The organism is Streptomyces sp. NPDC046712, assembly GCF_040645695.1.
GTDB lineage: Bacteria > Actinomycetota > Actinomycetes > Streptomycetales > Streptomycetaceae > Streptomyces.
The window spans coordinates 213703-238927 of record NZ_JBEYYW010000011.1 but is presented as its reverse complement, the minus strand read 5'-3'; the positions used below and the strand labels follow the sequence as shown (position 1 = coordinate 238927).

25 protein-coding genes are annotated in these 25225 nt (G+C 71.0%); 16 read left to right on the top strand and 9 right to left on the bottom strand.

The genetic code is table 11. The features are described 5' to 3' along the window. Positions 1-122: 122 nt before the first annotated feature. The gene (locus ABZ939_RS17525) at positions 123-1427 is read right to left on the bottom strand and encodes an alpha-2,8-polysialyltransferase family protein (protein ID WP_361855204.1); all 1305 of its coding nucleotides are present in this window, start codon (positions 1425-1427) and stop codon (positions 123-125) included. After that, a complete protein-coding gene (locus tag ABZ939_RS17520; protein ID WP_361855201.1) occupies positions 1424-2431 on the bottom strand; it encodes a glycosyltransferase family 2 protein in 1008 nt (335 codons plus the stop codon). The genes ABZ939_RS17525 and ABZ939_RS17520 overlap by 4 nt, the downstream gene beginning before the upstream one ends. 187 nt (positions 2432-2618) lie before the next feature. Here ABZ939_RS17520 and ABZ939_RS17515 point away from each other — a divergent pair, with 187 nt between their 5' ends. From ABZ939_RS17515 to ABZ939_RS17455, 13 genes are all read left to right on the top strand, one after another. Then, the gene (locus tag ABZ939_RS17515; RefSeq protein ID WP_361855198.1) at positions 2619-3917 is read left to right on the top strand and encodes a DUF6716 putative glycosyltransferase; all 1299 of its coding nucleotides are present in this window, start codon (positions 2619-2621) and stop codon (positions 3915-3917) included. Further along, positions 3917-5098: an acylneuraminate cytidylyltransferase gene (locus ABZ939_RS17510; protein WP_361855195.1), complete on the top strand. Its 1182-nt coding sequence runs from the start codon at positions 3917-3919 to the stop codon at positions 5096-5098. The genes ABZ939_RS17515 and ABZ939_RS17510 overlap by 1 nt, the downstream gene beginning before the upstream one ends. A gap of 14 nt (positions 5099-5112) precedes the next feature. Further along, the gene (locus ABZ939_RS17505) at positions 5113-6006 is read left to right on the top strand and encodes an N-acetylneuraminate synthase family protein (protein ID WP_361855192.1); all 894 of its coding nucleotides are present in this window, start codon (positions 5113-5115) and stop codon (positions 6004-6006) included. Beyond that, positions 6003-7139 (top strand): hypothetical protein, encoded by a 1137-nt coding sequence (locus ABZ939_RS17500; RefSeq protein ID WP_361855190.1) that lies wholly within the window; start codon positions 6003-6005, stop codon positions 7137-7139. Before ABZ939_RS17505 ends, ABZ939_RS17500 begins: the two co-directional genes overlap by 4 nt. A 116-nt stretch (positions 7140-7255) precedes the next feature. Further along, complete coding sequence (locus ABZ939_RS17495; RefSeq protein ID WP_361855187.1) at positions 7256-8476, top strand: amidohydrolase; 1221 nt, start codon at positions 7256-7258, stop codon at positions 8474-8476. 278 nt (positions 8477-8754) lie between these two features. Beyond that, positions 8755-9792, top strand: a complete 1038-nt coding sequence (locus ABZ939_RS17490; protein WP_361855184.1) for a BMP family ABC transporter substrate-binding protein — start codon at positions 8755-8757, stop codon at positions 9790-9792. A gap of 192 nt (positions 9793-9984) precedes the next feature. Then, positions 9985-11577: an ABC transporter ATP-binding protein gene (locus ABZ939_RS17485; protein WP_361855230.1), complete on the top strand. Its 1593-nt coding sequence runs from the start codon at positions 9985-9987 to the stop codon at positions 11575-11577. Continuing rightward, on the top strand, positions 11574-12686 hold the full coding sequence (locus ABZ939_RS17480) for an ABC transporter permease (protein WP_361855181.1): 1113 nt from the start codon (positions 11574-11576) through the stop codon (positions 12684-12686). Before ABZ939_RS17485 ends, ABZ939_RS17480 begins: the two co-directional genes overlap by 4 nt. Further along, positions 12683-13972, top strand: a complete 1290-nt coding sequence (locus ABZ939_RS17475) for an ABC transporter permease (RefSeq protein ID WP_361855178.1) — start codon at positions 12683-12685, stop codon at positions 13970-13972. The genes ABZ939_RS17480 and ABZ939_RS17475 overlap by 4 nt, the downstream gene beginning before the upstream one ends. Beyond that, complete coding sequence (locus tag ABZ939_RS17470) at positions 13969-14370, top strand: cytidine deaminase (RefSeq protein WP_361855175.1); 402 nt, start codon at positions 13969-13971, stop codon at positions 14368-14370. The genes ABZ939_RS17475 and ABZ939_RS17470 overlap by 4 nt, the downstream gene beginning before the upstream one ends. Positions 14371-14451: 81 nt before the next feature. Continuing rightward, positions 14452-15729: a thymidine phosphorylase gene (locus ABZ939_RS17465; protein ID WP_361855172.1), complete on the top strand. Its 1278-nt coding sequence runs from the start codon at positions 14452-14454 to the stop codon at positions 15727-15729. A 117-nt stretch (positions 15730-15846) separates the two neighbouring features. After that, on the top strand, positions 15847-16431 hold the full coding sequence (locus tag ABZ939_RS17460) for a Uma2 family endonuclease (protein ID WP_361855169.1): 585 nt from the start codon (positions 15847-15849) through the stop codon (positions 16429-16431). 78 nt (positions 16432-16509) lie between these two features. Beyond that, positions 16510-16791 carry an STAS domain-containing protein gene (locus ABZ939_RS17455; protein WP_361855166.1) on the top strand — a complete coding sequence of 94 codons (282 nt, stop codon included), beginning with the start codon at positions 16510-16512 and terminating at the stop codon, positions 16789-16791. A gap of 9 nt (positions 16792-16800) precedes the next feature. On the opposite strand, the gene ABZ939_RS17450 is transcribed toward ABZ939_RS17455, so the two are convergent. From ABZ939_RS17450 to ABZ939_RS17440, 3 genes are all read right to left on the bottom strand, one after another. Continuing rightward, a complete protein-coding gene (locus ABZ939_RS17450) occupies positions 16801-17781 on the bottom strand; it encodes a sigma-70 family RNA polymerase sigma factor (RefSeq protein WP_361855163.1) in 981 nt (326 codons plus the stop codon). An 83-nt stretch (positions 17782-17864) separates the two neighbouring features. After that, positions 17865-18560 carry a L,D-transpeptidase gene (locus ABZ939_RS17445; protein WP_361855160.1) on the bottom strand — a complete coding sequence of 232 codons (696 nt, stop codon included), beginning with the start codon at positions 18558-18560 and terminating at the stop codon, positions 17865-17867. Positions 18561-18649: 89 nt separating this feature from the next. Continuing rightward, a complete protein-coding gene (locus ABZ939_RS17440) occupies positions 18650-19924 on the bottom strand; it encodes an MFS transporter (protein ID WP_361855157.1) in 1275 nt (424 codons plus the stop codon). Positions 19925-19986: 62 nt separating this feature from the next. Between ABZ939_RS17440 and ABZ939_RS17435 the strand changes: the two genes are divergently transcribed. Continuing rightward, a complete protein-coding gene (locus ABZ939_RS17435) occupies positions 19987-20940 on the top strand; it encodes a LysR family transcriptional regulator (RefSeq protein ID WP_361855154.1) in 954 nt (317 codons plus the stop codon). A 26-nt stretch (positions 20941-20966) separates the two neighbouring features. Here the strand turns inward: ABZ939_RS17435 and ABZ939_RS17430 are convergent, their stop codons facing one another. Then, on the bottom strand, positions 20967-21743 hold the full coding sequence (locus ABZ939_RS17430) for an alpha/beta hydrolase (protein WP_361855151.1): 777 nt from the start codon (positions 21741-21743) through the stop codon (positions 20967-20969). Positions 21744-21858: 115 nt separating this feature from the next. Between ABZ939_RS17430 and ABZ939_RS17425 the strand changes: the two genes are divergently transcribed. Continuing rightward, positions 21859-23004 carry an adenosine deaminase gene (locus tag ABZ939_RS17425; protein ID WP_361855148.1) on the top strand — a complete coding sequence of 382 codons (1146 nt, stop codon included), beginning with the start codon at positions 21859-21861 and terminating at the stop codon, positions 23002-23004. 195 nt (positions 23005-23199) lie between these two features. Further along, positions 23200-23568, top strand: coding sequence for a hypothetical protein (locus ABZ939_RS17420; protein WP_361855146.1), 369 nt, complete (start codon positions 23200-23202; stop codon positions 23566-23568). Between the two features lie 78 nt (positions 23569-23646). Here ABZ939_RS17420 and ABZ939_RS17415 read toward each other — a convergent pair whose 3' ends face one another. The 3 genes from ABZ939_RS17415 to ABZ939_RS17405 all read right to left on the bottom strand — a co-directional run bounded on the left by ABZ939_RS17415 (position 23647) and on the right by ABZ939_RS17405 (position 25171). Next, on the bottom strand, positions 23647-23847 hold the full coding sequence (locus tag ABZ939_RS17415; RefSeq protein WP_336546973.1) for a PspC domain-containing protein: 201 nt from the start codon (positions 23845-23847) through the stop codon (positions 23647-23649). Positions 23848-23940: 93 nt separating this feature from the next. Next, positions 23941-24489, bottom strand: a complete 549-nt coding sequence (locus tag ABZ939_RS17410; RefSeq protein WP_361855143.1) for a VanZ family protein — start codon at positions 24487-24489, stop codon at positions 23941-23943. A 91-nt stretch (positions 24490-24580) separates the two neighbouring features. After that, entirely contained in the window at positions 24581-25171 is a 591-nt protein-coding gene (locus ABZ939_RS17405; protein WP_361855140.1) for a hypothetical protein, read from the bottom strand. Positions 25172-25225: the final 54 nt, after the last annotated feature.

The window sequence follows — 25225 nt, the reverse complement described above, 5'->3', positions numbered from 1 at the left end:
GTCCGTGGATTGTAAGGCTGAAGAGATGGGTGGCCTGGGAAAGTGTTGGAAGAGGTCGTAGCGACCCGCTATGTCACGCCCCTGCGTGAAGGCGGGGCCGGCTTCACCGGCCCACCCCTGTCTCACCTCGCGAGCGCCCGCTTCAGGCGCAGTGCGCGGCGGGCCAGGCGGCGGACCCGGGGGTGGCGCGGGACCGGGAGCCCGCCCGGGAGGCCGAGGACGGTGAGGCGGCGGAGCGTGAAGTAGTGGCGGGTCCGTTCGGCGAGCGGCCCGGACAGATGACGTACCGCCGCGCTCCGCAGATCCGGCCGGATCTTGGGCTGCATCGCGAAGCCGACCGCCGCGACCAGGTCCGCCGGCGCCTCCGCGTCCGGGGCCATGTCCGGAGTGTCGGCCTCCAGGTCCGGGACGAGCGTGTCGACGAGGGTGAGCGGGACGCGGTTGCTGTTCTGGTACGGGGTCAGCCGGTCCAGGACGGTGCGGGTGCCGACCCGGGCCACCGGGATCCCGTAGAAGGCGTGCGCCGTCATCAGCGCCGTCGAGAAGCAGCCGACCACCAGCGCCGGCCGCAGCTCCCGGTAGACGACCTCCGCGAGCACCGGCCGGTCGAGGACGGTCAGTTCGGCGCCGAGCGCCTCCGCCTCCCGTGCCAGCCTGCGCGTCCACGCGTCCGGCGCCGTCGGGTGCGGCTTGAAGACGAGCCGGCGGTGCCCGCGAGCGATCGCGCCGCGGACCATCCGTACGTGCAGCTCCTCCTCCTCTTCCGGGGTGAGGAGCGAGAGAGCCGCCAGGTACTGGCCGAGCAGCAGCGCCGGGCCCTCCTCCTCGGCGGGGGCCGAGTCCGAGAGTTCGGCGACGACCTTGGTGAACGCCTCGGTCGGCACCACCTCGGCCACCGCCCCGAACTCCGCGAGGAGCAGCGGGGCGAGCCCGGGCACCAGGTCGAGATGGAGCAGCCGGCGGATCCGCTCGCCGACCAGCGGGTCGATCTTGTTGCGGGTCGGGCCGTAGCTCATCAGCCCGTCGGCGTACACCTCGATCGGGGCTTCGGAGAACAGCCGGGCGATCGTCAGGGCGGGCGCCACCTGCACCGACTCCACGACGAGTTCGACGCGGTCGTCGCCGAGCTCCCACAGCAGCCGCAGATGGCGCTCGAGCAGCGGCAGGTCGTCCGGCCGTGGCGTCCAGCCGGAGGGGTGGAGCGGGGAGATCGCCTCGTTCCAGGACAGCACGTCGTCGAACCGGCCGCGCAGCTGCTCGAAGCCGGGCATCTCGTCCAGCGCGGGCGTCGTCTCCGGCACCGCCGCGTTGTTGCCGACCAGGAGCAGGCGCCGGTCTGCCGGACCGAAGCAGCCGCTGTCCAGGGCGGCGGCCAGCGTCGTCGCGCCGTAGAGCGTGGAGGCGTAGAAGATCTGAGTGGTGCTCATGCGGCGGCCTCCGAGGCCGTGACGGTGGGCAGGGAGTTCACGCCCGCGCGGCGGCGGCGGCGCAGCTTGCGCAGCACGGCCGCCCGCCGCTCGTCCATCGTGTCCAGCGCGTCGGCGAGCACGTCCTGCGGCATGCGCCGCAGGGCGCCCGCACTCATCGACCGCAATTTCTTCGCCACCGCGGGTTCGAATCGTTCGACGGACGAAATGTGGTGCGAAATAAGAGCGCAATAGGTGCGGACGGCTTTCGGGAGAAGTCGGTCCGCGTCCACATCCTTCGCCGTTTCCTCGATCACCTGGTCGAATGCGCGGATGAAATCAAGCTGCCGTACATCGCCGATCTGGGTGAGCGAGGTGGAGACGCCGCGCCGGTAGAAGATGCCGAGAGTGCTCACGGCGGCGAAGGAATCCGCTTCCCGGTGCAGCTTCCAGATCCACGGCCGGTCCTCCGCCGTCCGCAGCCCGGGCGTGAAGTGCAGCAGTCCGCGGTCGAGCAGGCGCCGGTGGTACATCCCCGCCCAGGCGTACGGATAGTCCACCGAGGTCGTCCGGTCGGCGGGCAGGATCGCGTCGCGTGGGCGCAGCACCTCGCCGCGCCGGCCGACGGGGGAGCGGCGCACCGACCGGTTCCGCCCCGCGCACACCACGTGGTCGGTACGGAGGAAGTCGCAGTCCAGCTCGTCCATGGCGGCGACCAGCCGGGCGAAGTGGCCGGGCGCGAGCCAGTCGTCCCCGTCGAGGAAGGCGAGGTACCGGCCGCGGGCCGCGTCGAGTCCGGTGTTGCGCGCGGTGGCAAGCCCCTCGTTCTGTGCGTGTCTGATGAGGACGGCCCCAGGGAGCTCGCGTTCGGCCCGTTCGAGGAGCTCCGGCGTTCCGTCCGTCGAGCAGTCGTCGACGAGAAGGAACTCGAAGTCCTCGCGGGCGTTCGCGCGCAGGCTTGTGAGGGTGTCGGGGGCATATGTCTGCACGTTGTAGAACGGCACGACGACGGAGAGCTTGACCACCCGGCCGACGCTAGGCGCCGCCCCGGCATTCGTTCTGGCCGACAGAGGGATGTTCGGTGAACACAAAGCGGCGGGCGGCTTAACCGCCTCCGATCCCGTCCATTTTCAGAAGAGGGAAGGGCTCTGTTCACCGTTTGTTGTGGCTCAGTTGGGCCGGGAAACGGAATGCCTCTCTAGCGTCCTCGACGTGCCAGCAAGTACCAATGAAGCGGTACGCGTCGCCGTACTCGCCGACTCCGACACCCGGTGGAAATGGGGCGCGCTCACCGCACGCCGTATAGCGGCCGCCGAGCCCACCGGTTTCGTCCTGCGCGGCCGGGCCACGCCCACCGCGCGCCAACTCGCCGAGACCGGGGTGTCCGCGACGCCCCCGCGCGAGGTCACGGGCGCGGAGTTCCTCCGCGAGGTACGGGACGGGGGCTACGACGTCGTCGTGCTCGCCCTCGTCGGCGGCACCGTCCGGGCCGTTCTGCAGGGAATCGCCGAACTGGCCCTCGAACGACGTCCGGTGATCGTCACCGGCTATGTCGGAGTCGTCTACGAGAAGCTCGCCGACGGGCTGCTGCTGCGCCACGGCGCGGACGTCGTGCTCGCCAACTCCCGCCACGACGCGGAGCGTTTCCGCGCCGTGTACGAAGGAGTGGGGGCCGACGCCTCCTCGGTGGTGGAGGCCGCGCTGCCGTTCCTCGGTGGCGCGCCCTACGCCCCCGAGGCCGGCCGGGACACCCTCGTCTTCGCCGCCCAGCCGTCCGTGCCGGTGACCCGCGCCGACCGTACGTACCTGCTCCGCAGGCTCGTCGAGCACGCACGGCTGCACCCGCGGCGCGAGGTCCTGCTCAAGCTCCGGTCCAAGCCGGGCGAGCACACCACGCACCTGGAGGAGCTGCCGTACCAGAAGCTGGTGCGTGATCTGGACACCCCGCCCAACTTCCGTCTGGTGTACGGGCACATGGGCGAGGTACTGGACCGCACCGACCTGCTGGTCACGGTCTCCTCGACGGCCGCGCTGGAAGCGCTGCACCGGCGCATCCCCACGGCGATCCTCACCGACATGGGCGTGCGTGAGGTCCTCGGCAACCACCACTTCATCGGCTCGGGGCTGCTGACCTCCTTCGACCGGCTCGACAAGGACGTGCGACCCGAGCCGGACGAGGAATGGCTCGCGCGGCAGGGCGTCGCCGCCGAGAGTCCCGCCACGCCGTCAGGCGTCGGAGAGGGCTCGTACGAGAAGGCCTTCGACGCGGCCCGTGAGCGGGTCGCCGAACTGCTCGCCGGGCCGGCGCTGCCCCCGATCGCCCCCTACTACACAGCGGAGACGGCCCCCGGCTACCTGCCGGGCATCCTCGCCCGCCACCGCCTGGACGTGACCGCGCCGGAGCCCCGCGACAGCGGGCTGCGCCGGATCGTCCGGGAGGCGGCGCGGGGCGCGTACCGCCACGGCGTCCAGCGCGTGGCTCCCGTCATCCGCCGCCTTGGAGAACTCTGATGACCACGACCGTGCTTGCCGTCGTCCCGGCGAGGGGCGGCTCCAAGGGCGTCCCCGCCAAGAACCTCGCCCCGGTGGCGGGCCTCCCGCTGGTCTCCCGCGCGGTCCGCGCCTGCCTCGGCGCCCGACTGGTCACCGACGTCGTCGTCTCCACGGACGACGCCGGGATCGCGGCCGCGGCCCGCGCCGCCGGCGCGGAGGCGATCCACCGCCCCGCGGCGATCGCGGGCGACACGGCGACCAGCGAGTCGGCGGTCCTGCACGCGATGGACGCCTTCGAGGCCACGACCGGGCGCCGCGTGGACGTCGTCCTCCTGGTCCAGTGCACAAGCCCCTTCCTCACCTCCGAGGAGGTGAACGGCACCGTCGAGAAGATCACCGCCGGCGGCGCCGACACGGCCTTCACGGCGGCCCCGACCCACGGCTTCCTGTGGCGGGAGACCCCCGAGGGCGGCACGGGCGTCAACCACGACAAGGCGCACCGCCCCCGCAGGCAGGACCGCGAGGCCGAGTACCTGGAGACCGGCGCCGTCTACGCGATGGCCGCCGAGGGCTTCCGTACCCACGGCAACCGCTTCTTCGGACACACCGCCCTCGTCGTCACCGACCCCGCCCGGGTCCTGGAGATCGACGACCCGCACGACCTCGCCCGCGCCCGCGCGCTCGCGCCGCTGCTCGACACCCCTCTCACCCCGGGCTTCGACGAGATCGACGCCGTCGTCCTCGACTTCGACGGCACCCAGACCGACGACCGGGTCCATCTCGACGCGGAGGGCCACGAGTTCGTCTCCGCCCACCGCGGCGACGGCCTCGGCATCGCCGCCCTGCGCCGCGCCGGCATGCCGGTCCTGATCCTCTCCACCGAGCAGAACGCCGTCGTCGCCGCCCGCGCCCGCAAGCTCAAGATCCCCGTCCTGCACGGCATCGACCGCAAGGACCTCGCCCTCAAGCAGTGGTGCGAGGAGCAGGGCATCGACCCGCAGCGGGTGCTCTACGCCGGCAACGACGTCAACGACCTTCCGTGCTTCCACCTCGTCGGCTGGCCCGTCGCGGTGGCGAGCGCACACGACTCCGTACGGGCCGCCGCCCGTGCGGTGACCCTCACCCCCGGTGGCTCCGGAGCCGTCCGCGAGATCGCGGCCTGGCTTCTCGGACCCGAGCTCGACACCCCCAACTCGTAAGGAACCGCAGGAATATGAACACGCGCACTCGTACGTTCGGCAGCAAGACCGCCGGCCCGGGCCACTCCGTCTACATCACCGGTGAGATCGGCATCAACCACAACGGCGAGCTCGAGAACGCCATCGCGCTCATCGACGTCGCCGCCGACGCCGGCTGCGACGCAGTGAAGTTCCAGAAGCGCACGCCGGAGATCTGCACCCCGCGCGACCAGTGGGACATCGAGCGCGACACCCCCTGGGGCCGGATGACGTACATCGACTACCGCCACCGTGTGGAGTTCGGCGAGGACGAGTACCGCGCCATCGACGAGCACTGCAGGAAGCGCGGCATCGACTGGTTCGCCTCCCCGTGGGACACCGAGGCCGTCGCCTTCCTGGAGAAGTTCGACGTCCCGGCCCACAAGGTCGCCTCCGCCTCGCTCACCGACGACGAGCTGCTGCGCGCCCTGCGCGCCACGGGCCGCACGGTCATCCTCTCCACCGGCATGTCGACGCCGAAGCAGATCCGGCACGCCGTCGAGGTCCTGGGCAGCGACAACATCCTGCTCTGCCACGCCACCTCGACCTACCCGGCCAAGGCCGAGGAGCTCAACCTCCGGGTGATCAACACCCTCACGGAGGAGTACCCGAACGTCCCGATCGGCTACTCCGGCCACGAGACCGGCCTCCAGACCACGCTGGCCGCCGTCGCCCTCGGCGCCACCTTCGTCGAGCGCCACATCACCCTCGACCGCGCCATGTGGGGCTCCGACCAGGCCGCCTCCGTCGAGCCGCAGGGCCTGCAGCGCCTGGTCCGCGACATCCGCACCATCGAGACCGCGCTCGGCGACGGGATCAAGAAGGTGTACGAGTCGGAGCTCGGCCCGATGAAGAAGCTCCGCCGGGTCCAGGGGCTCGTCGCCGCATGACCGGCCAGCTGGCGTTCGTCGAGAGCCCGGTCCAGCTCCTGAACGTCCTGGAGTGGGCACACGCCCAGTCGCCCGCCGCCGGGGACCACGTGGCCCCCGGCGGCCGGGAGGTCGGCGCACCCGTCGGCGCGCCTCTCGGCGGCGCGTCCGCCGCCCTCACGCTCGTCGTGCTCTCGCCGACCGACCCGATGTCGCGCGGCCAGCTGCGCCGGATGGCGCAGCTGGCCCGTGACGACGGGTTCACCGTCCGCTGGCAGGAGGCCAGGGACGGCCGCGGCTCGCTCTTCCGTACGCTGCGGGACCTCGCTCCGCTGCTGCGGGCGGCGGAGCGGGTGATCGTCGGGGACCCGTTCTCCCGCTACGTCCAGCTGCTGCTCACCCTCTTCGCCCCGAAGCAGCTGACCGTCGTCGACGACGGCACCGCCACCATGGAGTACGCCGCCCAACTGGCCCGTGGCGAGCGGCTGGTGCGCTGGCACCGCCGCGGCAGCGGCCGGGACCCGCGGGAACTCGTGCTCGCCCCGGTCTCCGCCGCCGCCCGGCGCAAGCTGGCCCCCACCCGCCGCCGCGCGGTCGAGATCTTCACCTCGCTCCCGGTCGAACCGCCGCCGGGCACCACCGTCACCCCGAACACCTTCGCCTGGACCCGGGCCCGCTTCGGCCCGCCCCGCCTCACCCGGGGCGCGGACCTGGTCGGGACCTCGCTGGTCGAGACGGGCGTGGTCGACCCCGATCAGTACGCGCGGGCCGTCGCCGACCTCGCCCGCACCCACGGCGCCACCCGCTACTTCGCGCACCGCCGCGAGAGCGCGGAGAAGCTGCACCGGATCGCGGTGGAGACCGGTCTGGAGATCGTCCGGCCCGATCTGCCGCTGGAGCTGATCGCCCGGCGCGGCCCGATCGGCCGTACGGTGGTCAGTTTTCCCTCGACGGTCGTGCACACCCTGCCGCTGGCCCTCGTCGGCACCGGGGTCAAGGTCGCGGTCTGTGAGATCGCGCCCGAGTGGCTCAAGGAGAACGCCTCCCCGCGGGCCCAGGGCTTCCTGGCGGGGGTCGCGGGCACGGCCGCCTTCGAGGTGGACCGGCTCACGGCGCGCGCCACCCCGGCGGCGGAACGGCTCGAATTCGGGTGAGCTTACCCACAAGGGATGGTCGTCATGCCTCGTGAACCGACTTTCTTTCCCCTATCGGGTTGAACTTTTCGTGATCAACGGGCAGTTGATCTCTGAAGGGGCCTACCCTTCAAAAGGTGAACCAGTTGAAGTCCCGTGAGCCCGGCTCCGTCGCCCTGCCCGGAACGCTGTCCGCGTCGCTGCGCGCCGAACTGATCGCCTTCCGCCGCGACTTGCACATGCACCCCGAGCTCGGAAACCAGGAGATCCGTACCACCGCCGCCCTGAAGACACGCCTGGAGGCGGCCGGACTGGCGCCGAAGGTACTGGCGACGGGCACGGGCCTCGTCTGTGACATCGGTACGTGGGACCGCGGGCGGCCCATGCTGGCGATCCGCGCCGACATCGACGCGCTGCCCATCCCGGACGTCAAGACCGTCGCGTACCGCTCCACCGTGCCCAATCGCGCCCACGCATGTGGCCACGACGTCCACACCACCACCGTTCTGGGCGCCGGTCTTGTCCTCGCCGACCTCGACCGGCAGGGGCTGCTGCCCCGCGCCGTGCGGCTGATCTTCCAGCCCGCCGAGGAGGTGCTGCCCGGCGGCGCCGCCGACGCCATCGAGTCCGGGGTCCTGGACGGGGTCGGCCGGATCATCGCGGTCCACTGCGACCCGAAGGTGGACGCCGGCCGGATCGGGCTGCGCCCCGGCCCCATCACCTCCGCCTGCGACCGGCTCGAAGTCACCCTCGACGGCCCCGGCGGCCACACGGCCCGCCCGCACCTCACCACCGACCTGGTCACCGCGGCCGCCCGGATCGCCACCGACGTCCCGGCCCTGCTCTCCCGCCGGGTCGACGCCCGCTCCGGCCTCGCGGTCACCTGGGGCCGCATCGAGTCCGGCCACGCCTGCAACGTCATCCCGCAGCACGCCGAGCTCTCCGGCACCGTCCGCTGCCTCGACCTGCCCGCCTGGCGCGATGCGCCCGACCTGGTCCACGCGGCGATCGACGAGGTGGCGACGATGCACCACGCGAAGTCGACGATCAACTACGTCCGCGGCGTCCCCCCGGTCGTCAACGACCCGGTCATCACCGAACTGCTCCGCGACGCGATGACGGCCCGCCGCGGACCGTATGCGATCGAGGACACCGAGCAGAGCCTCGGCGGCGAGGACTTCTCCTGGTACCTGGAGCACGTCCCGGGCGCCATGGCCCGCCTCGGCACCCGTACCCCGGGCGACACGACACGCCGGGACCTGCACGCGGGTGACTTCGACGTGGACGAGCGGTCCATCCAGGTGGGAGTCGAGCTCTTCACGGCCGCCGCTCTCATCGACGCCACGCCGAAGAGCTGACGGCACCGACGGGAGGGGGTCGCAGGGCCCCCTTCTCCGCCTCCGCCGTTCGGAGGAACACAGCGCGAACTGTCGCAAAAACGCCGCTCCAAGCCCGGCGCCCAGGTGTATAACCGGTCGTGCCGGGGCAGGCGCCGCCGGTCGTCCCCGTGGCTCGTTCGCGACGATCCGATAACGACTCATGAACGGGTCTTTAACTGACATCTACGCGCGTTACGATCCACGCGAAACCAGCGCCGGAAGAGGCGCTTTCGGTCAGTCTCGAAGGGACCCTCCTCTTGCGCCGGGTATCCAAGATCGTTTCCGCGTCCGCAGTGACCGCGGCCCTCGCTCTCACCGCCACCGCCTGTGGTGAGTCGTCCACCGACACCGGTTCCGACTCGGACACCATCAAGGTCGGTATGGCCTACGACGTCGGCGGCCGTGGCGACAACTCGTTCAACGACTCCGCCGCCCGTGGCCTGGACAAGGCCAAGGCCGACCTCGGTGTCGAGACCAAGGAGCTCACCGCCAAGACCGGTGAGACCCCGGCCGACCGCGAGCAGCGCCTCGCCTCCCTCGCCGAGGGCGGCTTCAACCCCGTCATCGGTGTCGGCTTCGCCTACAAGGACGCGATCGACAAGGTCGCCGCCAAGTACCCGAAGGTCACGTTCGGCCTCGTCGACTCGGTCTCCGACCTGAAGAACGTCGACTCGATCGTCTTCACCGAGGAGCAGGGCTCGTACCTCGCCGGTGTCGCGGCCGCGCTGAAGTCCAAGGACGGCAAGATCGGCTTCATCGGCGGTGTCGACACCCCGCTGATCAAGAAGTTCGCCGCCGGCTTCCAGCAGGGCGTCAAGGACACCAAGCCGAACGCCTCGGTCACGATCCAGTACCTGTCCACCGGTACGGACTTCTCCGGCTTCGGCGCCCCGGACAAGGGCAAGGCCGCCGCCAAGGGCATGCTCGACAAGGGCATCGACGTCATCTACGCCGCCGCGGGCGGCTCGGGTGCCGGCTCCATCGAGGCCGTCGCCGCGAAGCCGGGCGCCTGGGCGATCGGCGTCGACTCGGACCAGGCCAAGGACCCGGCCCTGTCCAAGTACGCCGGCTCGATCCTGACCTCGATGGTCAAGAACGTCGACACCGGTGTCTTCGAGCTCATCAAGTCGGTCCAGGACGGCAAGCCGCTGACCGGCACGCACGCCTACTCGCTCGCCGAGGACGGTGTCTCCCTGACCACCACGGGTGGCCACCTCACTGACATCCAGGCCAAGCTCGACGAGGCCAAGAAGAAGATCATCGACGGTCAGATCAAGGTCAAGACGACCCTCTGACACGTCGGAGGGGGCCCGGAGAGCGGCTTCGGCCGACACTCCGGGCCCCCTTCACACGTACAACCGCGGCCAGTTGAACAATTTCGCGAATGCTACGCGCGTAGATATCTGCGCACAGGGTATTTTTCGCCACCGACAGCGCCTGCGTCCCCGCCTCATCCTCCTCACGCTCCCTGCCTAGGAGAGTGCGTCATCAAAGCCTCCAGCCCCAGCAGTCCCAACGCCGTAGAACTCCGCGGCATCACCAAGCGTTTCCCGGGAGTCGTGGCCAACCACGACATCGACATCACCGTGCGCCGCGGCACCGTGCACGCCCTCGTGGGCGAGAACGGCGCGGGCAAGTCGACCCTGATGAAGATCCTCTACGGCATGCAGAAGCCGGACGAGGGCACCATCACGGTCGACGGCGAGCTGGTGACGTTCCACAACCCCGGAGACGCCATCGCCCGCGGTGTCGGCATGGTGCACCAGCACTTCATGCTCGCGGACAACCTCACCGTCCTCGAGAACGTCGTCCTCGGCTCCGAGAAGCTGTACGGCATCGGGGACAGGGCGCGCGCGAAGATCAAGGAGATCTCCGACGCGTACGGCCTCGGCATCCGCCCGAACGCCCTCATGGAGGACCTCGGTGTGGCCGACCGCCAGCGTGTGGAGATCCTCAAGGTCCTCTACCGCGGCGCCCGCACCCTGATCCTCGACGAGCCGACCGCCGTGCTCGTCCCGCAGGAGGTCGACGCGCTCTTCGACAACCTGCGCGAGCTCAAGGCCGAGGGCCTGACCGTCATCTTCATCTCGCACAAGCTGGGTGAGGTCCTGTCGGTCGCCGACGAGATCACCGTCATCCGGCGCGGCACCACGGTCGGCACCGCCGACCCGAAGCACACGACCACCAAGCAGCTCGCCGAGCTGATGGTCGGCGCCGAGCTGCCCTCCCCGGAGACCCGCGAGTCGACCGTCACCGACGTGCCGATGCTGACGGTCCAGGACCTGTCGCTGAGCGCCGTCGACCCCGACGGCGTGGTCCGCGCGGTCCTCGGCGGCATCACCTTCACCATCCACAAGGGCGAAGTGCTCGGCATCGCCGGTGTCGAGGGCAACGGCCAGTCCGAGCTCGTCGACACGATCATGGGCATGCGCGAGGCCGACCGCGGCGTGGTGACCCTGGACGGCGCCGACATCTCCACCGCGCCGACGCGCAAGCGGCGCGAGGACGGCATCGGCTGCATCCCCGAGGACCGCCACCGGCACGGCCTGCTCCTGGAGGCCCCCCTCTGGGAGAACCGCATCCTCGGCCACGTCACCGAGAAGCCCAACTCCAAGGGCGCCGTCCTCGACCTCAAGGCCGCCCGCAAGGACACCGAGCGGATCGTCCGCGAGTACGACGTCCGTACCCCCGGCATCGAGGTCACCGCGGCCTCCCTGTCCGGCGGCAACCAGCAGAAGCTGATCGTCGGCCGGGAGATGAGCCACAACCCCAAGCTGCTCATCGCCGCGCACCCCACCCGGGGCGTGGACGTCGGCGCGCAGGCGCAGATCTGGGACCAGATCCGCGCGGCTCGCCGCGAGGGCCTGGCGGTCCTGCTGATCTCCGCCGACCTGGACGAGCTGATCGGCCTGTCCGACACCCTGCGGGTGATGTACCGCGGCCGGCTCGTCGCGGACGCCGACCCGGCGACCATCACCCCGGAGCAGCTCGGCTCGGCCATGACCGGCGCCGCGGCCGGCCACCTTGAGCACCCTGAGAGCCCTGAGGGCACCGACGGCCCGGAGGACGAGGCCCGATGAAGAAGTTCGACAAGGAGCGGCTGCTCCTCGGCATCGCGGCACCGCTGCTCGCGATCGTCGCCGCCTTCCTGATCACCGCCCTGGTGCTGGCGGCCACCGGCAAGGAGCCGTTCAGCGCCTTCGGCATCATGTTCGACTACGGCATCAAGTCGGACAGCCAGGTCTACATCATCAACAAGGCGACGACGTACTACCTGGCGGGCATCGCGGTGGCCGTCGGCTTCCGCATGAACCTGTTCAACATCGGCGTCGACGGCCAGTACCGTCTCGCGGCGTTCTTCGCCGCCGCCGTCGGTGGCGCGCTGACCCTGCCGGGCATCGTGCAGATCCCGCTGATCATCATCACCGCGATGATCGTCGGCGCCATGTGGGCGGGCATCGCCGGTGTCCTCAAGACCACCCGAGGTGTCAGCGAGGTCGTCTCGACGATCATGCTGAACTTCATCGCGACCGCGATCATCGGCTACCTGCTGCAGCCCGGCCGCCTCGGCCACCTGGACCCGGCCGGTACCAAGGTCGCCACGACCCCGCTGCCGGAGTCCTCGCACTTCTTCGAGTTCCCGACCACACCGACACCGGTCTACGGCTTCGTCGTGGTCGCGGTCCTCGCGGGCGTCGCGTACTGGTTCACGCTCTCCCGCACCCGCTTCGGCTTCGACCTGCGCACCGTCGGCCAGTCCGACACGGCCGCCGCGGCCAGCGGTGTCAACGTGAAGAAGATGGTCGTCACCTCCATGCTGATCTCCGGCGCCATGGCCGGTCTGATCGGTATGCCGACGCTGCTCAACGACTCGTACGAGTTCGGCGGCGACTTCCCCGTCGGCATCGGCTTCACCGGTATCGCCATCGCCCTGCTCGGCCGCAACCACCCGATCGGCATCGCGCTCGCCGCGATCCTCTGGGCCTTCCTGGAGCGCGGCGCCCAGCAGTTGGAGTTCGAGGAGTACGACAGGGAGATCGTCGGCGTCATGCAGGGCGTCATCGTCCTCTGCGTCGTCATCGCCTACGAGGTCGTACGCCGTTACGGCATCAAGCGCCAGCAGCGCCAGGTCGGCGAGAAGCTCGCCGCCCAGGCCCGTTCCAACGACACGACGGAGGTGTCGGCGTGACCGCCACGGCGACTTCCACCCCGCCGCCCGCCGCTCCCAAGGCGGCCGGTGGCAAGGGCGGCCGCACCCGCCTCTCCCTCCCCTGGATCCTGCTGATCGTCGCGGGCGGGCTCATCGCCCTCTCCGCCGTCCGCGCCATCACCGGCGCGCAGGACCTCACCTCGGCCGGCCAGATCGGCGCCGCGCTCTCACTCGCCGTGCCGATCGGCCTCGCCGGTCTCGGCGGTCTGTGGTCCGAGCGCGCGGGCGTGGTCAACATCGGTCTCGAGGGCATGATGATCCTCGGCACCTTCTTCGGTGCCTGGGCCGGCTGGCAGACCAGCCCGTGGCTCGGCATCCTCGCCGGCATCGTGGGCGGCATGCTCGGTGGTCTGCTGCACGCGGTCGCCACCGTCACCTTCGGTGTCGACCACATCATCTCCGGTATCGCGATCAACATCCTGGCGGTCGGCTTCACCACCTACTTCGCCAAGCTGTGGTTCAACAGCGGTGAGGCGGCGGCCAAGGGCGGCAGCCCCAAGCAGTCCCCGCCGGCCGAGGAGATCACCTCGGTCACGATCCCCGGTCTGTCCGACTGGCTGGCCGACATCGAGAAGCACCACTGGTTCCTGATCTCGGACCTCGCCGGCATCCTCGGCGGTCTGGTCACCAACCTCTCGCTGGTGACGATCATCGCCGTGCTGCTGGTGATCGGCACGTTCTTCGTGCTGTGGAAGACCGCGTTCGGTCTGCGCCTGCGTTCCTGCGGTGAGAACCCGATCGCCGCCGAGTCGCTGGGCGTCAACGTCTACAAGTACAAGTACATCGCCGTGATCGTCTCCGGCGGTCTCGCCGGTCTCGGCGGCGCCTTCCTCTCGCTGGTCACCTCGCACATCTACAACGAGGGCCAGACCGGTGGCCGTGGCTACATCGGCCTCGCGGCGATGATCTTCGGCAACTGGCGCCCGGGCGGCCTCGCCATGGGCGCGGGCCTCTTCGGCTTCGCCGACGCGCTCCAGCTCCGCAGCGGCGGCGAGTCCGTGCACGCGCTGCTCCTGCTGCTGTTCGCGGCCCTGGTGGCCATCGCGGCCTGGAAGGCGTACAAGAAGCGCTGGATCACCTCCTCGATCGCCACCGTCATCGGTGTCGGCGTCTTCATCTGGTACCTCGGCACGGAGACGGTCCCGGTCGAGTTCGTCAGCGCCACCCCGTACATCGTGACGCTGTTGGTGCTGTCGCTCTCCGCGCAGCGTCTGCGGATGCCCAAGGCGGACGGCATGCGCTACCGCAAGGGCGAGGGCAAGTGACGCCCAGCGCCCAGCCGGACTGGGAGGCCCTCCGGGAGACCGCGCGGGACGCCATGTCCCGGGCGTACGCCCCGTACTCGGGCTACCCGGTCGGCGCCGCCGCGCTCGTCGACGACGGGCGGGTGGTCTCCGGCTGCAACGTGGAGAACGCCTCGTACGGCCTCGGGCTGTGCGCGGAGTGCGGGCTCGTCTCGCAGCTCCAGGCGACCGGCGGCGGCCGGCTGACCCACTTCGTCTGCGTGGACGGCCTGGGCGCGCCCCTGGTGCCGTGCGGACGGTGCCGGCAGCTGCTGTACGAGTTCGGCGGCCCCGAACTCGTCCTGGAGACCCCGGCCGGGCTGCTGACGATGGCGGAGATGCTTCCGCACGCGTTCGGCCCGGACCACCTCGCGAAGTAACACCTCGGAGCGGCCCTTCCGGCACGATGGGAAGGGCCGCTCCCCCTTTCCCCCTCTATGCGCGTAGAAAGAGGCACCACCATGGACGTCATCTCCGTCATCCGGACCAAGCGGGACAAGGGTGAGCTGAGCCCCGAGCAGATCGACTGGGTCATCGACGCCTACACCCGCGGCGAGGTCGCCGACGAGCAGATGTCGGCCCTGGCCATGGCGATCCTGCTCAACGGCATGAACCGTGGCGAGATCGCCCGCTGGACCGCGGCGATGATCGCCAGCGGCGAGCGCATGGACTTCTCGTCCCTGTCCCGCCCGACCGCCGACAAGCACTCCACCGGCGGTGTCGGCGACAAGATCACCCTTCCGCTCGCCCCGCTCGTCGCCGCCTGCGGCGCGGCCGTGCCCCAGCTCTCCGGCCGGGGCCTCGGCCACACCGGCGGCACGCTCGACAAGCTGGAGTCCATCCCGGGCTGGCGCGCGCTGCTCTCCAACGAGGAGATGCTGCACGTCCTCGACACCACCGGCGCGGTGATCTGCGCGGCGGGCGACGGACTCGCCCCCGCCGACAAGAAGCTCTACGCCCTGCGGGACGTCACCGGCACGGTCGAGGCGATCCCGCTGATCGCCTCCTCGATCATGTCGAAGAAGATCGCCGAAGGTACGGGCTCGCTGGTCCTGGACGTCAAGGTCGGCACCGGCGCCTTCATGAAGAACATCGAGGACGCGCGGGAGCTCGCCTCGACGATGGTCGGCCTCGGCACCGACAGCGGCGTCAAGACGGTCGCCCTGCTCACCGACATGTCGACCCCGCTCGGCCTGACCGCCGGCAACGCCCTCGAGGTCCGCGAGTCGGTCGAGGTCCTGGCGGGCGGTGGCCCGGCGGACGTCGTCGAGCTGACGATCGCGCTGGCCCGCGAGATGCTCGACGCGGCCGGGATCAAGGACGCGGACCCGGCGAAGGCGCTGGCGGACGGCTCGGCGATGGACGTCTGGCGGCGCATGATCGCGGCCCAGGGCGGCGACCCCGACGCGACCCTCCCGGTCGCCCGCGAGCACCAGGTCGTCACGGCCCCGACCTCCGGCGTCCTCACCCGCCTCGACGCCTACGACATCGGCATCGCCGCCTGGCGCCTCGGCGCCGGCCGCGCCCGCAAGGAGGACCCGGTCCAGGCCGGCGCGGGCGTCGAACTCCACGCCAAGCCGGGCGACACGGTCACGGCGGGCCAGCCGCTGCTGACCCTGCACACGGACACCCCGGAGAAGTTCGACTACGCCCTGAAGTCCCTGGACGGCGCCTGGGACATCGCCCCGGAGGGCACGGCGTTCACCCCGAAGCCGATCGTCCTGGACCGCATCGCCTGATCATTTGATCGCCATTGGCATGTGCCGGTGGCCCTTTCGGGTGAACGGGACCGGTGGACCTCCGCCGGTCCCGTTCGGCATGCTGGGATCGGTGACGCACCGATAGAGGAGACCGCCATGAGCGCACTCACCGTCGACCACACGGCCGACGGCCGAGAGTGGGACGACCTCGTCCGAATCTGGGAGGAGACGGACGCACCCGAGGGCTGCAAGGTGGAGATCATCGAGGGGATCATCACCGTGTCACCGCCGCCGTCCAACGCGCACAACCGGATCGCCGAGAAGGTCCAGCGCCGCCTCTACAGCGTGATCCCGGAGGACTGGGGGATCTACCAGACCCTGGGGACTGCGATTCCCTCGCGGGACAGCCTCTACATTCCGGATCTGGCAGTCGTGCCGGAGGGCATGCTCAGCGAACCGGGCAACTTCGTCCCGGCTGCGGGCGCGGAGCTGGTCGTGGAGGTCACGTCGAAGTCGAACGCGAGCCACGACCGCATCATGAAGGCGGCCGGATATGCCCAGGCGGGCGTACCCCTGTACCTGTTGATCGACGGTTTCGCCCCCGGGGGGGCCACCGTGACTCTCTACGGGGAGCCGAAGGGCGAGGCCTACCGGGTCCTGAGCGCGGTCCCGTTCGGGATGGAGATCCGCCTCCCCGCCCCCTTCGACCTCACGATCGACACGCGCACCTTCCCGGTGTAGGCGGCCGGCCCCGTCACCACGACCGTCGTCACGCCGGTGTCTCCGATGAGTTCCGGCCGTGGCGCAGGTCTCCTTGGTGTGGACACCAGTCAACCGCTCGTACTGACCCTCGCCGCCCGGGCCACCCCCGAGGAGGTCGCCCGGCTGTGCGCCGTGCTCGAAGGGGTGCCGCCCACCGACGTGATCTGCGACGTCGGCGGCCTCGCCCATGCCGATCTCGCGGCCGTGGACGCCCTGGCCCGGCTGCGGCTCACGGCCCGGCGCCTCGGGCACCGGCTCACGTTCCGTGGCGCCGGAGCCGATCTGCGGGCCCTCCTGGATCTGGTCGGCCTCGCCGACGTCGTACGACCGCACCCGTGACCGTGGTGACTACGCCTCGAGCCGCTCCGGCAGATCGAACAGCGGGAACCACCGCTTGGTGTCCAGGAAGAAGTCCATGCCGCCGACCCTGCCGTCCCTGAGCTCCAGGACGATCAGCGCCCACGGGCTGTAACCGCCTTCCGGGTCCGGGTGGTAGTGCGCGAACGCCGGCGAGCCGTTCGCCACCGTCGGCACCAGCTTCGAGCCGCGGCAGACGTCGCCGACGCCGAGCATCCAGCCCACGATGTCGTCGTGCCCCCGCAGCCAGAGGTCGTACGGCGGCATGGACATCGTCGCGTCCTCGTGCAGGAGCGCCGTCAGCGCCTTCATGTCGTACCCCTCGAAGGCGGCGACATAGCGCTCCAGGAGCTCCTTCTGCTCCTCGTCCAGCGGGTCCGCGGCGTCCGAGGCCTTCGGCTCGTTCTCGGCGATCGTGGCGCGCGCCCGCTGGAGCGCGCTGTTGACGGAGGCGACCGTGGTGTCGAGCAGCTCGGCGACCTCGCTAGCCTTCCAGGCCAGCACCTCGCGCAGGATCAGCACGGCCCGCTGCTTGGGCGGCAGATGCTGCAGCGCGGCGACGAACGCGAGGCGCACGGTCTCGCGGGACACCGCCGTGTCCGCCGGGTCGGCCACCGACGGCAGCACCCGCCCGTCCGGCACCGGCTCCAGCCAGGTGATCTCCGGCCGGGCGTTCAGCTGCGCCTGCGCGACCGGCGTCGCCTCGGTCAGATCCATCGGCCGGGCCCGCCGGTTGCCCGCGTTGAGCGAGTCCAGACAGACGTTGGTCGCGATCCGGTACAGCCAGGAGCGCAGTGACGAGCGCCCCTCGAAGGAGTCGATGGCCCGCCAGGCGCGGACCATCGTGTCCTGCACGGCGTCCTCGGCCTCGAACGAGGAGCCCAGCATCCGGTAGCAGTACCCGGTCAACTCCGTCCGGTACTGCTCCAGTTGGGAGTTCCGGTCCTCGGCCGCGGTCGCCAGGTCACTCATTGCAGGTCCACCCCACTCGCCCCTCACCGACACCGGTTCTGTGCCGATGAGGGGAAGCTACCGCAGCGCACTGACAGCCGGGGTCAGGTTCCCGGCTTCCGTCCGTAGACGAACACGTCGTCGCCGTTCCTGAGCAGGTTCCAGTACGCCTTGGCGTCGGCCGGACGCATGTTGACGCAGCCGCCCGAACCCGGCGGGTTCCACATGGACTTGGTGGTGGAGTGGAACGCCTGCCCGCCGTCGAAGAACTGCGAGTACGGCATGGACACGTGGTAGATCGTCGACCAGTGGTTGATGTTCCGCCAGTAGATCCTCTTGGCGCCGGTCCGGGTCTCCGTGCCGTCCTTGCCCGTACGGACGGGCACCGGACCGTACTTCAGCCGCGACCCGTCCTGGATCCAGCTCAGCTGCCGCGTCAGGTCGACACAGGCGATCCGGCCCTTGTTGGTCGGACACTTCCCCGCCTTGTTCGGGTTCGTGCCGGCCGCCTTCTGCGCCAGCATCGTGGACATCGTCCGCCAGGTCAGCGGACCGGCGTACCCCTGCGTCGGGGTGATGCCGTGCTTCCACTGGAACGCCTGGATGGCCTTGCAGTCGGCGAGCGACTGCCGCCCGTCCACCGTCCGCCCCAGGAACTTCTCCACCTGCTTCTGGTACGGCCCCGTCGTCACGTTGCACGAGGCCGCCTGCGCCGGCGCCGCACCGAGAGCGACCGTCAGCGGCACCACCATCGAGGTGATGCCGAGGACGATCCCGGCCCGCTTCCGTATCCCGTTCATGATCACCAACTCCCCCTTGAGTCTTATGACTTAGGACGACCGAGGGGGTGTTCCGGTTGTACGGATCCGGTGCGGGATCGGATACGGATTCAGTGCGCCGTCCGGACCCGGAGCCGACCGGCCTCGGCGCGCGCCGCCACCCGCGCGCTGTGGCTGCCGTAGAGCGTGATCGACACGACGCCGAGGACCGCGACCAGGCCCAGCAGGACCGTGCCCGCCCAGCCGCCCGCGTGGAAGGCGATCGCGCCGAGGGTGCCGCCCACGCTGCTGCCGATGTAGTACGCGGACTGGTAGAGCGCCGAAGCCTGTGCGCGGCCGGTCTTCGCCGTACGGCTGACCGAGGAGGACGCGACCGCGTGCCCGGCGAAGAAGCCGGCCGTGATCAGGACCAGGCCGAGCAGCACGGCGGCGAGCGAGTCGGCCAGGGAGAGCAGCAGACCGGCCGCCGTCGTGCCGACGGCCAGGTAGAGCGCCCCCCGTCGGCCGAGGCGGCCGACCAGCTTCCCGGCCGCGGCCGAGGAGACCGTACCCACGAGGTAGACCAGGAAGATCGAGCCGACGACGCCCTGCGGAAGAGAGAAGGGGGCCTCGACGAGGCGGTAGCCGATCACGGTGTACACCGCGCCGAACACCGTCATGAACAGCGCGCCGATCGCGTACAGGCGCATGAGGAGCGGGTCGGCGAGGTGGGTACGGACCGTCGTCGCCAGTGCCTTGGGGTTCAGCGAACCGGGCGTGAAGTGACGGGCCTTCGGGAGGAGCAGGCGGAAGACGACTGCGCAGGCCACCGCCATCAGACCGACCGCCAGGAGCCCCGCGCGCCAGCCCCACAGCTGGGCCGCCCAGCCGGTGACGATCCGGCCGCTCATGCCGCCGATCGAGTTGCCGGCGACGAACAGGCCGATCGCGGCGATCAGCGCCTTCGGCCGCACCTCCTCGGCCAGGAACGCCATGGCGGAGGCGGGCAGGCCGGCGAGCGCCGCGCCCTGGACCGCCCGCAGGGCGATCAGCCACTCCAGGTTCGGGGCGAAGGGGACGAGGAGTCCGACGACGACCGCGACGGCGAGCGAGGCGGTCATCATCGTGCGCCGTCCGAAGCGCTCGGAGAGGGCGCTCATCGGGAGGACGAGGAGGGCGAGGGCGCCGGTGGCGGCGGAGACCGTCCAGGAGGCCGCGGAGGCGGTGGCGCCGAACTCCGCCGAGATCGCGGGGAGGAGGGCCTGGGTGGAGTAGAGGAGCGCGAAGGCGGCGAGTCCGGCGGCGAAGAGGGCGAAGCTCATGCGGCGGTAGCCGGGGGAACCGGGGGTGAGGCGGGTGTCGGCGACCGTGCTGGTGGCGGCCGCCTTGGTACTGGCGGAAGGCATGTCTCGAACGTAGGACGATTCGTTTCATGCGTCCAATGCACGGAACTGCTGTAATCGTTCCCATGATGCATGAGTACAGGTCACAGAGTCGGCTGTCACCGAGTAGTTACGAAGAAGACATGGGGCTGCTGCTCGCGCCACGGCTCGCGTACTTCGCGGCGGTGGCCCGGCACGAGCATGTGACGAGGGCGGCGGCCGAGATGGGTGTGCCGCAGTCGACGCTGTCGCGGGCGATGGTCCGGCTGGAACAGGACCTGGGGGTTTCCCTCTTCGCCCGCAAGGGCCGGACGGTCTCGCTCACCCCGGCGGGCCGCACGTTCTACGCCTCGGCCGAGCGGGCGCTCGCGGAGGTGGAGCGGGCGGCGGACTCCGTACGGGCGGACGCGGACCCGGCGGCGGGCCGGGTCGCGTTCGGCTTCCTGCACACGATGGGCTCCGAGACCGTCCCCGGGCTCATCCGCGCCTTCCGCGTGGACCACCCCCGGGTCCGCTTCACGCTCGTCCAGAACTACGGCGAGGCGATGATCGAGCGGCTGCGGGCGGGGGACCTGGACCTGTGCCTGACCTCGCCCGTGCCCGACGCGCCGGACCTGGTCGCCCGCCGCATCGACGAGCAGCGGCTGCGTCTCGTGGTGCCCGACGACCACCGGCTGGCCTCGCGCAAGCGGGTCCGCCTCGCGGAGGCCGCGGACGAGACCTTCGTGACCCTGGAGCCGGGGTACGGGCTGCGCCGCATCACCGACGACCTGTGCGCCGAGGCCGGGTTCAAGCCGCGTGTCGCCTTCGAGGGAGAGGAGGCCGAGACCCTGCGCGGTCTGGTGGCGGCGGGCCTGGGCGTCGCCCTGCTGCCCCCGCCGGCCGTCCCCCGCCCCGGCGTCGTCGAACTCAACGTGACGGCCCCCCGCGCCGTCCGCGAGATCGGCGTCGCCTGGCTCGACGGCCACCCGGACACGGCCCCGGTGGCGGCCTTCAAAAAGTTCCTCCTGAGCAAACGGGGCAACCTCCTGCCGGAGTAGCGCCCCGGGAGCCCGGGCCCCCGCCCCTACCGCCGCAGCGCGCGGCCGAAGCCCGCTGCCAGGGGCATGCGCAACCCCAGTGGCGGCGGAGCCGCCAGCGCGTCCGCGACCGGGCGGGCGTAGGGGTGGGTGAAGAGTGAGCCGAGCACGAAGTCCGTGGCCAGGGAACGGACTTCGTCGTGGTACTGGCGCAGCGCATGGCCGTCGGAGTGGACCTCGAAGCGGCACGTGTCGCGGTTCGACTTCTTGGCCCGTTCCGCCAGCCGGTACGAGAGCTCCGGATCCGTACGGGCGTCGTTCGTGCCGTGCACGATCATGACCCGGCGCCCCACGAGCTGGCGCACCGGTTCCGGCTCCGCCGCCACGTCGTCCTCCGGCAGCCACGGCGCAAGCGCGAGCACCGCGTCGACCGCCGTGTGCCCGGCCGCCCGCAGCGCGGCCCGCGCGCCCATCCCGTGGCCGGCCAGGCAGACCGGGACGTCGCCGTAGCGGCGTACCGCCTCCGCCACCGCCCAGGACGCGTCCGCGGCCGGCTGGGCGTCCGTGCCGTTCCAGCCGCGCCCCCGGTAGCGCACGACGTGCACCACGAGGCCGTCCGCGCGCCCGGCCGCGGCCAGTCGCCGCCCCAGGGGCAGCAGCGCCGCGTGGGCCCGGAGCGAGGCGCCCCGCGCGGAGGCCACCTCCCCGTTCGGGAGGAGCAGGACCACACCGCCCACCGCCGTACCGGGGTGCGATGCGCCGACGGGCCGTCCGAGCCGGGGTGTCCGGCTGCCGGCAGTCCCTACGAGTGCGGAGTGCGCCATGGCAGAACAGTCTCAGAAGCGGAGGTGTACGCCATCCGTACGCGCGGTCACTGTTACGTATCGACAAGCGAGTTGAGGAGGCGCGCTCTACGCGCGTAGGGGCTAGAGTGCGGCAATGACGAGCCAGATCCCCAACGTCCCCACCGCGGACCAGATCCGCCGCGCCCCGAAGGTGCTCCTCCACGACCACCTCGACGGCGGACTGCGCCCCGGCACGATCATCGACCTCGCCCTCGCGCAGGGCTACGACAACCTTCCCGAGACCGAGCCCGACAAGCTCGGCATCTGGTTCCGCGAGGCCGCCGACTCCGGCTCGCTGGAGCGCTATCTGGAGACCTTCGCGCACACCTGCGCCGTCATGCAGACCCGTGAGGCCCTCGTCCGGGTCGCCGCCGAGTGCGCGGTCGACCTCGCCGAGGACGGTGTCGTCTACGCCGAGGTGAGGTACGCCCCCGAGCAGCACCTGGAGGCCGGGCTCACCCTGGAGGAGGTCGTCGAGGCGGTCAACGAGGGCTTCCGCGAGGGCGAGCGGCAGGCCAGGGCCGGCGGTCACCGCATCCGCGTCGGCGCGCTGCTGACCGCCATGCGGCACGCCGCCCGTGCGCTGGAGATCGCCGAACTGGCCAACCGCTACCGCGACTCCGGTGTCGTCGGCTTCGACATCGCCGGTGCCGAGGCCGGCTACCCGCCCACCCGACACCTCGACGCCTTCGAGTATCTGAAGCGCGAGAACAACCACTTCACCATCCACGCCGGCGAGGCCTTCGGTCTGCCGTCCATCTGGCAGGCACTGCAGTGGTGCGGTGCCGACCGGCTGGGGCACGGCGTCCGCATCATCGACGACATCGAGGTCGCCGAGGACGGCTCGGTGGCGCTCGGCCGGCTGGCCGCGTACGTACGGGACAAGCGCATCCCGCTGGAGATGTGCCCGACCTCCAACCTCCAGACCGGCGCGGCGGCCTCCATCGCCGAGCACCCCATCGGTCTGCTCCGCAAGCTGCACTTCCGGGCCACCGTGAACACCGACAACCGCCTCATGAGCGGGACGAGCATGAGCCGGGAATTCGAGCTGCTGGTCGAGGCATTCGGATACACGCTCGACGACATGGCGTGGTTCACGGTCAATGCGATGAAATCAGCTTTCATTCCTTTCGATGAACGCCTCGCGATGATCAATGACGTGATCAAGCCGGGATATGCCGAGCTGAAGTCCGAATGGCTGTTCCAGCAGACCTCCGCGACCAGCGGTTCTTCCAGCTAGGCGGAGTGAGGGGAGAACGAGGACGGGCTCCGGACGGAGCAGTCGGGGCGGCCGGGGGCGTGACCTCCGGCCGCATTTCGGTGTTTGCCCGGGTGTCAAGCAGGTGGCTAGCTTGCGAAGCTGCTCTGCATTCCCCGCAATCCCTGCTTTTCCCGAAGCTCCATGATCCCCAAGATCCTCAAGGATGATTTTCTGATGAAGCAGTCTGCCGCCAAGACGCTCGGTGTCGCCGCTCTCGGTGCCGCTTTCGCCGCTGCCGCCGCCGGCACGGCCGCCGCCGCCCCGTCGCTGCCCGCCACCCCGGACGCGCTCGGCCTGGTCACCCAGACCGTGCCGCTGGGCGACGGCCTCACCGAGCTCCCCGACGGCGCCGCCGAGTCCCTCCTCTCCGGCGAGGCTTCTGTCGACCAGGGCGTCAAGACCCTGCCGACCGCGGCCGGCGCGGCGCTCGAGCACGCCCCGCTCGACAGCGCCACCGGCGCGCTCGGCAGCACCCCGGTCGGCGGCCTGCTCGGCGGCCTCCCGCTGAACGGCCTCCCCCTGAACGGTCTGCCGCTCGGCTGATCGGGCCACACATGCCGATGGGGCGCACACCCGGTCCGGGTGCGCGCCCCATCGGCGTATGTACGTCCTGTGCTGCCCCTACCAGGCCGTGCTCGCCGACTTCTCCGTCGGCAGCAGCAGCCACAGCGCCAGGTACAGCAGGAACTGCGGACCGGGCAGCAGGCAGGAGACGAGGAAGATGACCCGCATGGTGGTGGCCGAGGTGCCGAAGCGCCGTGCCAGCGCTGCGCACACTCCGCCGATCATGCGTCCGTCACGGGGGCGGGCAAGTGCGGCCATGGTGGGCTCCTTCGAGAGGCATCTCCGGGAGCCGCTCCGTCGGGCTCCCTGATGACTCCATACTCGCCCCGGACCAGGGGACAAAGCGTCGGTCTACGGGGCGATCCCGACCCTGGGAATCGTCGGGGTAGGTCCCTGAGAACCCTCGTCCCGCAGCAGGGCCGAACCCCGGCCCCGGCTGGTACCGGAGGTGGACCGGCGCGCCCGCGGGTCCCTCCTGCGGCGCAGCCGCGCCCGGCCCGCCGGCACCACCAGCAGATGGGCCAGCGCCACCCCGGCGGTGTTCAGGAGCAGCGAGTCCACATCGACGACCTGCCCGGGCACGGCGGTCTGCAGCAGTTCGACGGCGAGGGACACCAGCGCCCCGGCGGCGGTGGTACGGGCCAGGGACGCCCACGGCGACACATGCAGCCGGCCGTCGGCCATCGGGAGCAGAACACCGAGCGGGGCCAGAAGCAGCAGCCCCTCGCCGATCCGCCGGGCCGCCTCGGCCGGGCCGAGCGCCAGATCCGCCTTTATCCCGGCCAGCGGGGTCAGGTTCGGCGCCGTCACCCAGGCCACGTCGCGTGGGCGGAGCGTCACCCAGGCGACGAGGAGCAGATGCGCGAGGAGGAGGGCGAACCCCGCCACGCGTACGACCACGGCGGCACTGCCGCCCGAACCTTGACGCTGCACGCCCCCCAAGACGCGCCCTGTGCCGGAATCGGTTCCGCCGCCCGCGCGGCGGCTCGGCTCAGGAGGCCGACGGTGTCGGCGCGGTCACCGTCGGGGCCGCCGACTCGGGGCGCTCCCGCAGCTCGGCCGTGCACCGGTAGCGGTGCGGCGGATAGCCGCCGGGACCGCCGAGCACCACCGTCTCCCCGCCCGCGCCGGCCGCGCTCCGCGCGAAGGTGCAGACGATCTGCGCGAGGGCCGTCGGTGTCAGGTCCTCCGGCTGCCTGCTCAGCCGCAGCGTGTCCGCGGGATCGCCCTTGTGGCCGCCGGTGACGACGAGCGGCCCCTTCACCGCCGTGGAGAACCCGGCCTCCCGCTCGCTGTCCGACGGCTCGCTCTGCAACTGCGCGAGCAGCGTCGACGCGGTCCGCACCGGGTCCCCGCCGACCTTCTCCTCGGGCAGCGGCGACCTGCGGTCCACCGCCTCCAGCTGCGAACCGCACACCAGGAACACCCGGACCGGCATCCCCGTGGCCTGCGTGGCGACCTCGTCGCCCGAGACACTGCACGGCACCCGGGAGGGGGCCGGACCCGCGTCCACGGGCACCGACGTCGTCCTGATCCCGCACCCGGAGGCGAGCGCGGCCACCACGACGGCCGCCGCCAGCACTCCCGTACGGACTCCTGTACGGGCTCCTGACCGGACCCCCGTACGGCGAAGCCG

Excerpts from the sequence above, each read along its gene's own strand:
- ABZ939_RS17425 (WP_361855148.1), top strand. The coding sequence starts at position 21,859 with ATGACGAGCCAGATCCCCAACGTCCCCACCGCGGACCAGATCCGCCGC.
- ABZ939_RS17500 (WP_361855190.1), top strand. The coding sequence starts at position 6,003 with ATGACCGGCCAGCTGGCGTTCGTCGAGAGCCCGGTCCAGCTCCTGAAC.
- ABZ939_RS17480 (WP_361855181.1), top strand. The coding sequence starts at position 11,574 with ATGAAGAAGTTCGACAAGGAGCGGCTGCTCCTCGGCATCGCGGCACCG.
- ABZ939_RS17510 (WP_361855195.1), top strand. The coding sequence starts at position 3,917 with ATGACCACGACCGTGCTTGCCGTCGTCCCGGCGAGGGGCGGCTCCAAG.
- ABZ939_RS17440 (WP_361855157.1), bottom strand. The coding sequence starts at position 19,924 with ATGCCTTCCGCCAGTACCAAGGCGGCCGCCACCAGCACGGTCGCCGAC.
- ABZ939_RS17460 (WP_361855169.1), top strand. The coding sequence starts at position 15,847 with ATGAGCGCACTCACCGTCGACCACACGGCCGACGGCCGAGAGTGGGAC.
- ABZ939_RS17430 (WP_361855151.1), bottom strand. The coding sequence starts at position 21,743 with ATGGCGCACTCCGCACTCGTAGGGACTGCCGGCAGCCGGACACCCCGG.
- ABZ939_RS17435 (WP_361855154.1), top strand. The coding sequence starts at position 19,987 with ATGATGCATGAGTACAGGTCACAGAGTCGGCTGTCACCGAGTAGTTAC.
- ABZ939_RS17505 (WP_361855192.1), top strand. The coding sequence starts at position 5,113 with ATGAACACGCGCACTCGTACGTTCGGCAGCAAGACCGCCGGCCCGGGC.
- ABZ939_RS17445 (WP_361855160.1), bottom strand. The coding sequence starts at position 18,560 with ATGAACGGGATACGGAAGCGGGCCGGGATCGTCCTCGGCATCACCTCG.
- ABZ939_RS17525 (WP_361855204.1), bottom strand. The coding sequence starts at position 1,427 with ATGAGCACCACTCAGATCTTCTACGCCTCCACGCTCTACGGCGCGACG.
- ABZ939_RS17415 (WP_336546973.1), bottom strand. The coding sequence starts at position 23,847 with ATGGCCGCACTTGCCCGCCCCCGTGACGGACGCATGATCGGCGGAGTG.
- ABZ939_RS17420 (WP_361855146.1), top strand. The coding sequence starts at position 23,200 with ATGAAGCAGTCTGCCGCCAAGACGCTCGGTGTCGCCGCTCTCGGTGCC.
- ABZ939_RS17450 (WP_361855163.1), bottom strand. The coding sequence starts at position 17,781 with ATGAGTGACCTGGCGACCGCGGCCGAGGACCGGAACTCCCAACTGGAG.
- ABZ939_RS17465 (WP_361855172.1), top strand. The coding sequence starts at position 14,452 with ATGGACGTCATCTCCGTCATCCGGACCAAGCGGGACAAGGGTGAGCTG.